11 protein-coding genes are annotated in these 13143 nt (G+C 60.3%); 5 read left to right on the forward strand and 6 right to left on the reverse strand.

What is annotated here, in order from left to right:
• Positions 1-328: 328 nt before the first annotated feature.
• The 3 genes from AB9L16_RS03935 to algW form a co-directional block, all read right to left on the reverse strand.
• Positions 329-1048 (reverse strand): DUF4198 domain-containing protein, encoded by a 720-nt coding sequence (locus AB9L16_RS03935; protein ID WP_375123130.1) that lies wholly within the window; start codon positions 1046-1048, stop codon positions 329-331.
• Positions 1049-1060: 12 nt separating this feature from the next.
• A complete protein-coding gene (locus AB9L16_RS03940) occupies positions 1061-3166 on the reverse strand; it encodes a TonB-dependent siderophore receptor (protein WP_375123131.1) in 2106 nt (701 codons plus the stop codon).
• A gap of 88 nt (positions 3167-3254) precedes the next feature.
• Entirely contained in the window at positions 3255-4412 is a 1158-nt protein-coding gene (algW, locus tag AB9L16_RS03945) for a Do family serine endopeptidase AlgW (RefSeq protein WP_016770590.1), read from the reverse strand.
• A 104-nt stretch (positions 4413-4516) separates the two neighbouring features.
• On the opposite strand from algW, the gene AB9L16_RS03950 reads away from it, so the two are divergent.
• From AB9L16_RS03950 to cysN, 3 genes are all read left to right on the forward strand, one after another.
• Positions 4517-5275, forward strand: a complete 759-nt coding sequence (locus AB9L16_RS03950) for a Nif3-like dinuclear metal center hexameric protein (protein WP_056782960.1) — start codon at positions 4517-4519, stop codon at positions 5273-5275.
• A 249-nt stretch (positions 5276-5524) separates the two neighbouring features.
• A complete protein-coding gene (gene cysD / locus AB9L16_RS03955; protein WP_056782962.1) occupies positions 5525-6442 on the forward strand; it encodes a sulfate adenylyltransferase subunit CysD in 918 nt (305 codons plus the stop codon).
• 9 nt (positions 6443-6451) lie between these two features.
• Positions 6452-8350, forward strand: a complete 1899-nt coding sequence (gene cysN, locus AB9L16_RS03960; protein WP_073473760.1) for a sulfate adenylyltransferase subunit CysN — start codon at positions 6452-6454, stop codon at positions 8348-8350.
• 269 nt (positions 8351-8619) lie between these two features.
• On the opposite strand, the gene AB9L16_RS03965 is transcribed toward cysN, so the two are convergent.
• Genes AB9L16_RS03965 through AB9L16_RS03975 form a run of 3 tightly spaced genes read right to left on the reverse strand, consistent with a single transcriptional unit; the run spans position 8620 to position 12003 of the window.
• Positions 8620-9525, reverse strand: coding sequence for an acyltransferase (locus AB9L16_RS03965; RefSeq protein WP_150636116.1), 906 nt, complete (start codon positions 9523-9525; stop codon positions 8620-8622).
• Positions 9526-11625: a phosphate acetyltransferase gene (pta, locus tag AB9L16_RS03970; RefSeq protein ID WP_024011632.1), complete on the reverse strand. Its 2100-nt coding sequence runs from the start codon at positions 11623-11625 to the stop codon at positions 9526-9528. It abuts the gene before it with no gap.
• A 51-nt stretch (positions 11626-11676) separates the two neighbouring features.
• A complete protein-coding gene (locus AB9L16_RS03975; RefSeq protein ID WP_082530248.1) occupies positions 11677-12003 on the reverse strand; it encodes a DUF3565 domain-containing protein in 327 nt (108 codons plus the stop codon).
• Here AB9L16_RS03975 and AB9L16_RS03980 point away from each other — a divergent pair.
• Positions 11972-12457 (forward strand): peptidylprolyl isomerase, encoded by a 486-nt coding sequence (locus tag AB9L16_RS03980; RefSeq protein WP_056782966.1) that lies wholly within the window; start codon positions 11972-11974, stop codon positions 12455-12457. The genes AB9L16_RS03975 and AB9L16_RS03980 overlap by 32 nt on opposite strands.
• Before the next feature lie 123 nt (positions 12458-12580).
• Positions 12581-13063 (forward strand): glutathione peroxidase, encoded by a 483-nt coding sequence (locus AB9L16_RS03985; protein ID WP_056782968.1) that lies wholly within the window; start codon positions 12581-12583, stop codon positions 13061-13063.
• The last annotated feature ends 80 nt before the right edge of the window (positions 13064-13143 follow it).

Consider the following 13143-nt stretch of genomic DNA (forward strand, 5'->3'; position numbering starts at 1 on the left):
ATGTATCCCGCAAGACAACTCGGTCGGCCCCCTCTCCCAGAGGGAGAGGGGACTGAATGGGAATATTGCAGAGGTTCACCGACTTGAACGATTTGTATTGAATCCATAATCAACTCGGTCTTTCAGGTCGATGTATCCCGCAAGACAACTCGGTCGGCCCCTCTCCCAGAGGGAGAGGGGACTGAATGGGAATATTGCAGAGGTTCACCGACTTGAACGATTTGTATTGAATCCATAATCAACTCGGTCTTTCAGGTCGATGTATCCCGCAAGACAACTCGGTCGGCTCCCTCTCCCGCCGGGAGAGGGCTGGGGTGAGGGTGTGCTTTTATTCGTGATGCGGCTCGCCAACGAATGTCAGCGAACTGAACAACCCACGACTGTCCACATCCACACTGTCCTTCACCGGCACTTCAACCTGCGCCGCAATCACATTCAACCCTTCATTACGCACCAGCACCTGCGCACGCCCGTCCTTGTCGGTCTCGGTGCTCAGGGTGTTTGGCGCGCTGCGATAGTCGCCATATAACTTCACACCTGCCGCCGGTTTGCCATCGAGCAGCACCCGCACCGGTAACGATTTGCCCGGCCCGACCGTCAGCGGATCGACCTCCGGCAGGATCAGCAGTTTGATCTGGTCCAGTTTCGGCAATTTCGCCCCCGGCTGATAGATCGACAGGCTGTACTTGAAGGTCTGCGTGGCCTCGGTAGCGCCGGGCACTTTGCTGCGTCCTTCGTTGATCCACTTCTTGTCCGCCGTCTGCGCCCACATGCCATTATTCAGCGCCACGGCCATCACCGCCGGCGGCTTCAATGGTTTCAAACGGGCATGATCGGCCAGGCGCTCGACGCTGACCGGGATCATTTTGCCGCTTGCGTCATAAGCCCAGGCACCGCTGACTTTTTGTGCCTTGAAGGCGTTATCTTCGGCGCCGTGGCCGTAGATCACTTCGATGTTGCCGCGTCGTTCCTCTGTCCACAGGCCGTGGGCCGACACTTGGCCGGTGAATAGCGCAGCGATGAGCAGAAGGGATTTGCCGTAGTGCATGGTGACGTCCTTTTACAGGTTGAGTGTCAGGCTTACGGTGAAATTGCGCGGCTCGCCGGGGTTGACCCAGTAGTTGCTGTAGGAGCGCTCGTAGTATTTCTCGTCGAAGATGTTGTTCAGGTTCAGGCCGACCGTGACGTTGTCGCTGGCCTTGTAATGTGCGAGCAAGTCGACGGTCTGGTAGGCCGGCAATTCGAAGTCGCTGCCGGATTCGCCCGAGCGATCGCCGACGTAGGTGAACGCTGCGCCGACGTCTGAACCGCGCAGACGGCCATCCTGAAATTCATAGACGCCCAGCAGACTGCCGCTGCGTTTGGCCACGCCGAGGATGCGGCTGCCGGTGGGAATGGTCGCGTCGCCCTTGGTCACCTCGGCGTCGATGTAGGCGAAGGCGCCGATGACCCGTATCGCGTCGGTCACCTGGCCGCTCACTTGCCAATCGAAACCCTGACTGCGCGCCTTGCCCATGGCGCGGCTGGTGTCGGTGCCCGGATCGAGGGCGAGGACGTTTTCCTTGTCGATGTGGAAGAAGGCGAGGGTGCTGCTCACCCGCTCATCGAAGAGTTCGTTCTTGATCCCCACTTCGTAACCGACACCTTCTTCCGGGTCGAAGGATTTGCCCGATGCATCCAGGCCGTTGTTCGGTTTGAACGAAGTCGAGGCGTTGGCGAACAGGCCGGTATTAGGCGTGAGCTGATAGAGCAGGCCGGCGCGTTGAGTCAGCGCGTCGTGGCGTTGCTGACTTTTGGCGTTGCGGCTGTGATCGTCGATGCGCTGATCGAAGTGCTCGAAGCGCGCGCCGACCATGCCGCGCAGCTTGTCGGTGAAGATGATCTGGTCCTGCAGATTCAGCGCATGACTTTCGACGTGTTCGAAGAAGTCGGTGCCCGAGCGTGCGCCGTTGGGTTTCGGCTGGCCGTAGACCGGCTTATAGATGTCGATGGCGTAGGGGCCGCCAGCAATGGTGGTGACGCGTTCGTCCTTGCGGTAATTCTCGTACTCGGTGCCGATCAGCAATTCATGCTGCCACGGCCCGAGGTCGAACAGACCGCGCAGTTCCAGTTGGGTGATGCTGTCGTGCCAACTCGTGTCGCGTTCGCGCAAGCGGCGGTTGACCGTATGGCCGTCGGCGTTCAGCGCGCGTTGTTCCGTGGCGTCGCCCCAGAGCTTGCCTTCCTTGTAGTGGCTGGCCAGACGCAGTTTCCAGCTGTCGTTCAGATGGTGTTCAAGAGTGGCCTGGAGCAGGTTGTTGTGGTTGTCGATGTTGCCGTCGTTGGGCTCGCCCAAGAACGTCGAGCGCGATACGCCGCTCCATTTGTTGTTCGGCGCCACAACGCCACGATCGAACGTCGAGTTGTGACGGACGATTTCGCTCTCCACCAGCAGCGAGGTGTCCGGGCTCAACTGCCAACTGATCGAGGGCGCAACGAAGACCCGCTGGCTGTCGACGTGGTCGCGAAAGTTGTTGTTGTCTTCTACGGCGAGGTTGATGCGCGAGAGCACATTGCCCTGATCATCGAGGGGCGTGTTGACGTCCAGCGCGGTGCGATAGCGGTCCCAACTGCCGGCGCTGGTTTGCACAGTGGTGAACGCTTCTGGCTGCGGTTTCTTGGTGACGATGTTTACCGTGCCGCCAGGATCGCCCCGACCGTAAAGGCTGGCGGCCGGGCCTTTGAGCACTTCGATGCGCTCGATATTGGCCGCATCCGGCGTGCTCGGGTAACCGCGATTGGCGCTGAAACCGTCCTTGTAGAACTCGGACGTGGTGAAGCCGCGCACGCTGTATTCGTAAAGGGTCAGGCCGCCGAAGTTGTTCTGCTTCGATACGCCGCCAGCAAAATCCAGTGCACGTTCCACGCTGCTGCTGCCCAGATCCGAGAGCACACTGGCCGGGACCACGCTGATGGCTTGCGGAATATCGCGAATCGCCGTGTCGGTTTTGGTCGCACTGGCGGAGCGAGTCGCGCGATAACCGCTGACCGGGCCGGTGGGTGATTCGTAGTCGGAGGTGACGCTGATGGCTTCCAGCTCAACGGGCTGCGGCTCATCGGCGAAGGCGGGATCGCAGAGCAAACCCAGAGTCAGGCCCAACAGTGAGGCCTTTTTGCGAGACGACATGTTATGTTGTTCCAATTGCTAAAATTGAAACAATATAACATGCCCGTTGAGAATGTCTGTTATTCGCGCCGTTGGCGCGAAGACATTTTTACTCTTCTTTTTCTTTCACCGGTGCCGGCGGTGGACGCAGGCCGATTTCAGCGGTCAGCTTCAGTTCCTTGCCGTTGCGCATGACCTGAATTGTCACCTTGTCGGTCGGTTTGATCCGCGCCACCTGGTTCATCGAGCGGCGACCATCGCCGGCGGGCTCGCCATCGATGCTCAGAATCACATCGCCCAGTTGCAGGCCGGCTTTCTGCGCCGGGCCGTCACGGAAGATTCCGGCGACGACGATCCCAGGGCGCCCGGACAAGCCAAACGACTCCGCCAGTTCCTGAGTCAGCGGTTGCACTTCGATGCCCAGCCAGCCACGAATCACCTGGCCGTGCTCGATAATCGACTTCATCACTTCCATCGCCAGTTTCACCGGAATGGCAAAGCCGATGCCTTGCGAGCCGCCGGACTTGGAAAAGATCGCCGTGTTGATTCCGGTGAGGTTGCCGTTGGCATCGACCAGCGCACCGCCGGAGTTGCCCGGGTTGATCGCCGCATCGGTCTGGATGAAGTCTTCGTAGTTGTTCAGGCCCAACTGATTGCGGCCGGTGGCGCTGATGATGCCCATGGTCACGGTCTGACCGACGCCGAACGGGTTGCCGATAGCGAGCGCGACGTCACCGATGCGAATGCTGTCGGAGCGGCCGACGGTGATTGCCGGGAGGTTTTTCAGGTCGATCTTCAGGACAGCCAGGTCAGTCTCCGGATCGCTGCCAATCACCCGTGCGAGTGTTTCGCGACCATCCTTCAACGCCACGACTATCTGGTCGGCGCCGCTGGTGACGTGGTTGTTGGTGAGGATGTAGCCTTCCGGGCTCATGATCACCCCGGAACCGAGGCTCGATTCCATGCGCTTCTGTTTCGGCGAATTGTCACCGAAGAAGCGGCGGAACTGCGGATCCTCGAACAAGGGATGCGCCGGTTTGTTGATGACCTTGGTGGTGTACAGGTTGACCACCGACGGCGCGGCGATGCCCACCGCATCCGCATAGGACACCGGCCCCTGTTGCACGATCGTGGTCTGTGGCGCCTGTTGCAGATTGACGTCGAGGCTCGGCAGCCCGACCCACTCGGGGTAACGCTGAATAATCAACAGAGCGATAAGCACACCGGCCAACAGCGGCCAGCCAAAAAAACGCAGCGCCTTGAGCATTAAGCACGTTCCTGGAAAGGTTGCAGGCGAGGTCAGACCGCCCATAATGTCGCGCATTATACGAGGCCGCGCGTGCCTCTGAACGGGATATTTAGGAGTCTTTCATGGCCGTTGCCCTCAGCACCCTCGTCGAAGAAGCCGACCGTTACCTGGGCAGTGCGAAAATTGCCGATTATTGCCCCAACGGTTTGCAGGTCGAAGGCCGCCCGCAGGTGATGCGCATCGTCAGTGGCGTCACCGCCAGCCAGGCGTTGCTCGATGCCGCCGTCGAGGCCGAGGCCGACCTGATCCTGGTCCACCACGGGTATTTCTGGAAAGGCGAAAACCCCTGCGTCACCGGCATGAAACAGCGCCGCTTGAAAACCTTGCTCAAGCACGACATCAGTCTGCTCGCTTATCACCTGCCGCTGGATCTGCACCCGGACGTTGGCAACAACGTGCAACTGGCGCGTCAGCTCGACATCACTGTTGAAGGGCCGTTGGACCCGAGCAACCCGAAAATCGTCGGGCTGGTCGGTTCGCTGAATGAGCCGATGACTGCGCGGGATTTCGCGCGCAAGGTGCAGGAAGTCATGGGCCGCGAGCCGCTGCTGATCGAAGGCAGCGGCATGATCCGCCGCGTCGGTTGGTGCACCGGCGGTGGCCAGGGTTATATCGATCAGGGCGTGGCGGCGGGGGTCGATCTGTTCATCAGTGGCGAGGCCTCCGAGCAGACTTTCCACAGTGCGCGGGAAAACGACATCAGCTTCATCGCCGCCGGCCATCACGCCACCGAACGCTATGGCGTGCAGGCGTTGGGCGAGTATCTGGCGAAGCGCTTTGCCCTTGAGCACATCTTCATCGATTGCCCCAACCCGATCTGAGCTCACCGCAAACTCCTGTGGGAGCGAGCCTGCTCGCGAAGGCGTCAGACCTTCAATACAAAGGTGCCTGACACTCCGCCTTCGCGAGCAGGCTCGCTCCCACGTTCGGCCCTGACGGCCGAACTGGTGGGCATATTCATATACCCTTTCGATCTAGTTGGCGTCCTGATTAGAAGAGGTCGCTGTGCTAGGATTCTTCGCTCGAACACGGCCCGCTGGCCGTTCATAAGAAAGCTTTCGTGAGTAGCCATGGTCGACAAACTGACGCATCTGAAACAGCTGGAGGCGGAAAGCATCCACATCATCCGCGAGGTGGCCGCCGAGTTCGATAACCCGGTGATGCTGTACTCCATCGGTAAAGACTCCGCCGTGATGCTGCACCTGGCACGCAAGGCGTTCTTCCCGGGCAAACTGCCGTTTCCGGTGATGCACGTCGACACCCGCTGGAAATTCCAGGAAATGTACAAGTTCCGCGACAAGATGGTCGAAGACTTGGGCCTGGACCTGATTACCCACATCAACCCCGATGGCGTGGCGCAGAACATCAACCCGTTCACCCACGGCAGCGCCAAGCACACCGACATCATGAAAACCGAAGGCCTGAAACAGGCACTCGACAAGCATGGTTTCGACGCAGCGTTCGGCGGCGCCCGTCGCGATGAAGAGAAATCCCGCGCCAAAGAGCGCGTGTACTCGTTCCGTGACAGCAAGCACCGCTGGGACCCGAAAAACCAGCGTCCGGAGCTGTGGAACGTCTACAACGGCAAGGTCAACAAGGGCGAATCCATTCGTGTGTTCCCGTTGTCGAACTGGACCGAGCTGGACATCTGGCAGTACATCTATCTCGAAGGCATTCCGATTGTGCCCCTGTACTTCGCCGCCGAACGCGAAGTGATCGAGAAGAACGGCACGCTGATCATGATCGACGACGAGCGCATCCTCGAGCACCTGTCCGAAGAAGACAAAGCGCGCATCGTGAAAAAGAAAGTGCGGTTCCGCACCCTTGGCTGCTACCCGTTGACGGGCGCGGTGGAGTCCGAGGCCGAAAGCCTGACGGACATCATTCAGGAAATGCTCCTGACGCGAACTTCCGAGCGCCAGGGCCGGGTCATCGACCACGATGGCGCAGGCTCGATGGAAGACAAAAAACGTCAAGGCTATTTCTAAGGGGCTGTCATGTCGCATGTTTCTGATTTGATCAGCGAGGACATCCTCGCCTACCTGGGCCAGCACGAACGTAAAGAGCTGCTGCGCTTTTTGACCTGCGGTAACGTCGATGACGGCAAGAGCACCCTGATCGGGCGCCTGCTGCACGACTCGAAGATGATCTACGAAGATCACCTCGAAGCGATCACCCGCGATTCGAAGAAAGTCGGCACCACCGGTGACGACATCGACCTGGCATTGCTGGTCGACGGTCTGCAGGCCGAGCGTGAGCAGGGCATCACCATTGATGTCGCTTACCGCTATTTCTCCACCGCCAAGCGCAAATTCATCATCGCCGACACCCCCGGCCATGAGCAGTACACCCGCAACATGGCCACCGGTGCGTCCACCTGTGACCTGGCGATCATTCTGGTCGACGCCCGTTACGGCGTGCAGACCCAGACCCGTCGTCACAGCTTCATTGCTTCGTTGCTGGGCATCAAACACATCGTCGTCGCCATCAACAAGATGGACTTGAAGGACTTCGACGAAGGCGTGTTCGAGTCGATCAAGGCCGACTACCTGAAGTTCGCCGAAGGCTTGAAGATGAAGCCGACCAGCATGCACTTCGTGCCGATGTCTGCCCTCAAGGGCGACAACGTGGTGAACAAGTCCGAGCGCTCGCCGTGGTACACCGGCCAGTCACTGATGGAGATTCTGGAGACTGTGGAAGTGGCGGGCGATCGCAACTTCACCGATCTGCGTTTCCCGGTGCAGTACGTCAACCGTCCGAACCTGAACTTCCGTGGTTTCGCCGGCACCCTGGCCAGCGGCATTGTGCACAAGGGCGACGAAGTCGTAGTGCTGCCGTCGGGCAAGAGCAGCCGCGTGAAATCCATCGTCACCTTCGAAGGTGAGCTGGAACACGCAGGTCCCGGTCAGGCGGTAACCCTGACCATGGAAGACGAAATCGACATCTCCCGTGGCGACCTGTTGGTGCATGCCGACAACGTGCCGCCGGTCACCGACAGCTTCGAAGCGATGCTGGTGTGGATGGCTGAAGAGCCGATGCTGCCGGGCAAGAAATACGACATCAAACGCGCCACCAGTTACGTGCCGGGCTCCATCGCCAGCATCGTCAACAAGGTCGACGTGAACACATTGGAAGAAGGCCCGGCGAGCGCGTTGCAGCTCAACGAAATCGGCAAGGTGAAGATCGCGCTCGACGCGCCGATCGCCCTCGACGGTTACGAAAGCAACCGCACTACCGGCGCGTTCATCGTCATCGATCGCCTGACCAATGGCACCGTTGGCGCCGGCATGATCGTCGCTCAGCCAGTGGCCCATGGCACCGCCACCCACCACGGCAAACTGGCGCACGTGGCGACCGAAGAACGTGCCCAGCGCTTCGGCCAGCAACCGGCCACCGTGCTGTTCAGCGGCCTGTCCGGCGCGGGTAAAAGCACCCTGGCGTATGCGGTCGAGCGCAAGCTGTTCGACATGGGCCGCGCGGTGTTTGTACTGGATGGCCAGAACCTGCGTCATGACTTGAACAAAGGTCTGCCACAGGATCGCGCCGGGCGTACCGAGAACTGGCGTCGAGCCGCCCACGTGGCGCGTCAGTTCAACGAAGCGGGGCTGCTGACCCTGGCCGCGTTCGTCGCGCCAAGTGCCGAAGGTCGCGAGCAGGCCAAGGAACTGATCGGCAAGGATCGCTTGCTGACGGTCTACGTGCAGGCCTCGCCGACCGTGTGCGCCGAGCGTGATCCGCAAGGGCTGTACGCTGCTGGCGGCGACAATATCCCGGGCGAATCCTTCCCGTACGACGTGCCGCTCAACGCCGACCTGGTGATCGACACGCAGTCGCTGAGTCTGGAAGAAAGCGTCAAGCAAGTGCTGGAGCTGTTGCGGCAGCGTGGCGCGATTTAAGCGTTAGCCATCAATGAAAAGCCCGCCGGTGAGTGATCATCGGCGGGCTTTTTAGTGTTGGGTGATCCTTCCCACGCTCCGCGTGGGAATGCCTCATTGGACGCTCCGCGTCCGCTTCGGCAGGGACGCGGAGCGTCCCGGGCTGCATTCCCACGCGGAGCGTGGGAACGATCAACTGTGGAGCGAGCCTGCTCGCGAAAGCTTTATCTCATTCAACATCTTTGCAAGCTGATCCACCGCTTTCGCGAGCAGGCTCGCTCCCACAGGGGTCAGTGTTTGGGTGGATATTCGCGGTGCATCTGCTCCAGCAACGCATCCTTGTCCAGCCACAGCTGATTGATCCAGCCCTGGAACTGCAATCTATACTCGCCGTCCTGGTCGTAGTTCTTGCCGATGAATGCCGGCGGGATTTTGATTTCCTCAAAATGCACCACCACATCGCGCACATTGCCGCAGAGCAAATCCCAGAACCCTGGACGCCCCGCTGGATAATGAATCGTCACGTTGACGATCGACTCCAGCTGTTCGCCCATCGCATCCAGCACAAAGGCGATCCCGCCGGCCTTGGGCTTGAGCAGGTACTTGAACGGTGACTGCTGCTGCGCATGCTTGCCTTCGGTGAAGCGTGTGCCTTCGACGAAGTTGAAAATCCCCACCGGGTTATGGCGGAATTTCGCGCAGGTCTTGCGCGTGGTTTCCAGGTCCTTGCCTTTCTTCTCCGGGTGTTTTTCCAGGTACGCCTTGGAGTAGCGCTTCATGAACGGAAAGCCCAGCGCCCACCAGGCCAGCCCGATTACCGGGACCCAGATCAGCTCCTGCTTGAGGAAAAACTTCAGCGGTTGAATCTTGCGGTTGAGCACGTATTGCAGCACCAGAATATCCACCCAGCTCTGGTGGTTGCTGGTGATCAGGTACGAGTGCTGATAGTCGAGGCCTTGCAGGCCGCTGACGTGCCAGCGGGTGCGCCGAACCAGATTCATCCAGGCTTTGTTATTGCTGATCCACGCCTCGTGAGTGTGGCTCATCAGCCAACCGGCAATGCGCTGGGTAAAGGCAAACGGCAGGGCCTTGACCAGCGCCACACAGAACAGGAACGAGCACAGCAGAATCGTGTTGAGCGCCAACAGCAGCGAGGCGATCACGCCGCGCACGGGGGCGGGTAGAAAATCCAGCATTTACACATCCATAGGTCGGTTGGCGGCTTGAATCGCGGTGAGCGCGATGGTGTAGACGATGTCATCGACTTGCGCGCCGCGCGGCAGGTCGTTCACCGGTTTACGCAGGCCTTGCAGCATCGGCCCGAGACTGACGCAATCGGCGCTGCGTTGTACGGCTTTGTGCGTGGTGTTGCCGGTGTTCAGATCGGGGAACACAAACACCGTGGCGCGCCCGGCGACCTGACTGTTCGGCGCCAGTTGCCGGGCGACGTCGGCGTTGGCGGCGGCGTCGTACTGCAACGGGCCGTCGATCAGCAGCGAATTCTGTTGCTCATGAGCCAGCAGAGTCGCCTCGCGGACTTTCTCGACTTCTTCACCACGAGCCGATTCACCGCTGGAGTAGCTGATCATCGCCACCCGTGGAGTGATACCGAATGCGGCCGCCGAGTCGGCGCTTTGCAGGGCGATCTCGGCCAGTTCTGCGGCGCTCGGGTGCGGGTTCATCACGCAGTCGCCGTAGACCAGCACTTCTTCGGGGAACAGCATGAAGAATACCGACGACACCAGCGTGCAGCCCGGTGCGGTCTTGATCAGTTGCAGGGCGGGGCGGATGGTGTTGGCGGTGGTGTTGATCACACCCGAAACCAGGCCGTCGACCTCATCCAGCGCAAGCATCATGGTGCCGATCACCACGGTGTCTTCCAGTTGTTGCTCGGCCATCGGTGCGTTGAGGCTTTTGCTCTTGCGCAGGGCGACCATCGGCTCGACGTAACGCTCGCGGATGTGGTCCGGGTCAAGGATTTCCAGACCCGGCGGCAGCACGATACCTTGCGCGCGGGCGACCGCTTCGACGTCTTCGGGCTTGGCCAACAGCACGCAGCGGGCGATCCCGCGTTCCTGACAGATCGCCGCCGCTTGCACGGTGAACGGCTCGCTGCCTTCGGGCAAGACGATGCGCTTGTTCGCCGCTTGCGCTCGCTGGATCAATTGATAGCGGAACACTGCCGGCGACAGGCGCATCTCCCGAGGCGTACCGCAGCGCTGATGCAGCCAGTTGGCGTCGAGGTGGCTGGCGACGAAATCGGTGATGATCTCCGCGCGCTCGCGGTCATCGATCGGGATTTCCTTGTTCAGGCCATTGAGCAGATTGGCGGTGTCGTAGGAGCCGGTGCTCACCGACAACACCGGCAAACCGGCCTGCAACGCGCCTCGGCACAGGTCCATGATGCGCGGGTCGGGCAGGGTGTCGCTGGTCAGCAGCAGGCCGGCCAGCGGCACACCGTTGATCGCTGCGAGGCTGACGGCGAGGATGATGTCGTCGCGATCGCCCGGCGTCACCACCAGCACGCCGGGTTTGAGCAGCTCGACGGTGTTGCGCATGGTTCGTGCGCAAATGATGATTTTGCTCATGCGCCGGGTTTCGTAGTCGCCCGCGTTGAGCACTTGCGCGCCCATCAGGTCGGCGACGTCGCGGGTGCGTGGCGCATTGAGTTCCGGCTGAAACGGGATGCAGCCAAGCAAGCGGAAATCACCGCTGCGCAGCAACGGCGAATGCTCCTTCAGACGCGTGGCGAAGGCGTCCATGCTCTCGTCGGTCTTGACCTTGTTGAGGATCACCCCGAGGACTTTCGGATCTTTCGGGCCACCGAACAATTGAGCCTGAAGCTCGACACGGCCAGAAAGCTCGGCGAGCACTTCGTTTTCCGGCGCCGAGACCAGAATCACCTCGGCATCCAGACTCTTGGCCAGGTGCAGATTGACCCGCGCGGCGTAACTGGCACTGCGGGTTGGCACCATGCCTTCGACCACCAGCACGTCTTTGCCGACCGCCGCTTGCTGATACAGGGCGATGATTTCTTCGAGCAGTTCGTCGAGCTGACCGTCGCCGAGCATGCGTTCAACGTGCGCCAGGCCTAACGGCTGCGGCGGTTTCAGACCGTGGGTGCGCGCCACCAGTTCGGTGGATCGCTCAGGGCCGGTGTCGCCGGGGTGCGGCTGGGCGATCGGTTTGAAGAAGCCGACTTTCAGCCCGGCGCGTTCAAGCGTGCGCACCAGCCCGAGGCTGATGGAGGTCAGACCCACGCCAAAATCGGTGGGGGCGATAAAAAAAGTTTGCATGGGAATTCTCTATGCAAGGGTGTCAGCCTATGTCTGGCCGACTACCGAAATTCAGTCGCCAAGGTTATCGCTAACCGAGCCTTGTGCACACCAACCGCAGGCAAAGGGTTGACCTGTTTTTTCAATACGTTGCGCCGGATCCAGGACCCAGGCGCGGGTTTGCCACGGCGGCTGGTGGCGCAGGTGCTGGGTGTGGCCACAGGAAAGCTCGACCACCCAATGGCCATCTTCGTCCTGATGAAAGCCGGTGATGGTCGAAACCCGTTTGTCCGGGTTGTGGTCGCTTTCACGCGATTGCTTCGCTAAACTTGGCCTTTCTATATTCTTATGCAAAAGGTCTCGCCCCATGCTGATCGCCGCCAATAAGGCTGTCTCCATCGACTATACCCTGACCAACGACGCTGGTGAGGTCATCGACAGCTCCGCCGGCGGCGCTCCGCTGGTTTACCTGCAAGGTGCAGGCAACATCATCCCGGGCCTGGAAAAAGCCCTGGAAGGCAAAGCTGTCGGCGACGAGCTGGAAGTGGCCGTTGAGCCGGAAGATGCTTACGGCGAATACGCCGCCGAGCTGGTCAGCACCCTGAGCCGCAGCATGTTCGAAGGCGTTGACGAGCTGGAAGTCGGCATGCAGTTCCACGCTTCGGCGCCGGACGGCCAGATGCAGATCGTCACCATTCGTGACCTGGACGGCGACGACGTCACCGTTGATGGCAACCACCCTCTGGCCGGTCAGCGCCTGAACTTCAAGGTTAAGATCGTTGATATCCGTGACGCCAGCCAGGAAGAAATCGCTCATGGCCACGTCCATGGCGAAGGTGGCCATCACCACTGATTTTCTGCGCTAAGCTTCGAGTACTGGAGAGGCGCCTGTGGGCGCCTTTTTAGTCCGCGGCTGTCCTTGGTGGCCTCGCCAAGTGGCTGTTTCGAGTAGAACACGAGAATCCTGGAGTTCGGCATGAGTGCTTTTCACGACCTTAAGTTGACCGGCCTGGATGGTCAGGAGCTACCGCTGGCGCCGTTCAAGGGCCAAGTCGTGCTGGTGGTCAACGTGGCCTCCAAATGCGGCTTGACCCCCCAGTACGCGGCACTGGAAAACCTCTACCAGCAATACAAGGCCAAAGGCTTCACTGTGCTGGGCCTGCCGTGCAACCAGTTTGCCGGTCAGGAGCCAGGCTCGGAAAAGGAAATCCAGGAATTCTGCAGCCTCAACTATGGCGTGACGTTCCCGTTGGCGAGCAAACTCGAAGTCAACGGCCACGAGCGGCATCATTTGTATCGCCTGCTGGCGGGCGAGGGCGCCGAGTTTCCCGGCGACATCACCTGGAATTTCGAGAAGTTTCTGCTCGGCAAGGACGGCCGGGTGCTGGCGCGGTTCTCGCCGCGCACGGCGCCGGATGATCCGACCATCGTGCATGCGATTGAACAAGCGCTGGGCTGAAAAGCAGCATCAAAAGATCGCAGCCTTCGGCAGCTCCTACAGGGAGAACACCAATCTCGTGTAGGAGCTGCCGAAGGCTG

This window comes from Pseudomonas sp. LW8, assembly GCF_041956865.1.
GTDB lineage: Bacteria > Pseudomonadota > Gammaproteobacteria > Pseudomonadales > Pseudomonadaceae > Aquipseudomonas > Aquipseudomonas siliginis.

Coding starts and splice junctions, on each gene's coding strand:
- AB9L16_RS03950 (WP_056782960.1), top strand. CDS start 4,517: ATGGCCGTTGCCCTCAGCACCCTCGTCGAAGAAGCCGACCGTTACCTG.
- AB9L16_RS03940 (WP_375123131.1), bottom strand. CDS start 3,166: ATGTCGTCTCGCAAAAAGGCCTCACTGTTGGGCCTGACTCTGGGTTTG.
- AB9L16_RS03935 (WP_375123130.1), bottom strand. CDS start 1,048: ATGCACTACGGCAAATCCCTTCTGCTCATCGCTGCGCTATTCACCGGC.
- AB9L16_RS03975 (WP_082530248.1), bottom strand. CDS start 12,003: ATGGAGACAGCCTTATTGGCGGCGATCAGCATGGGGCGAGACCTTTTG.
- pta (WP_024011632.1), bottom strand. CDS start 11,625: ATGCAAACTTTTTTTATCGCCCCCACCGATTTTGGCGTGGGTCTGACC.
- cysD (WP_056782962.1), top strand. CDS start 5,525: ATGGTCGACAAACTGACGCATCTGAAACAGCTGGAGGCGGAAAGCATC.
- AB9L16_RS03985 (WP_056782968.1), top strand. CDS start 12,581: ATGAGTGCTTTTCACGACCTTAAGTTGACCGGCCTGGATGGTCAGGAG.
- cysN (WP_073473760.1), top strand. CDS start 6,452: ATGTCGCATGTTTCTGATTTGATCAGCGAGGACATCCTCGCCTACCTG.
- AB9L16_RS03965 (WP_150636116.1), bottom strand. CDS start 9,525: ATGCTGGATTTTCTACCCGCCCCCGTGCGCGGCGTGATCGCCTCGCTG.
- algW (WP_016770590.1), bottom strand. CDS start 4,412: ATGCTCAAGGCGCTGCGTTTTTTTGGCTGGCCGCTGTTGGCCGGTGTG.
- AB9L16_RS03980 (WP_056782966.1), top strand. CDS start 11,972: ATGCTGATCGCCGCCAATAAGGCTGTCTCCATCGACTATACCCTGACC.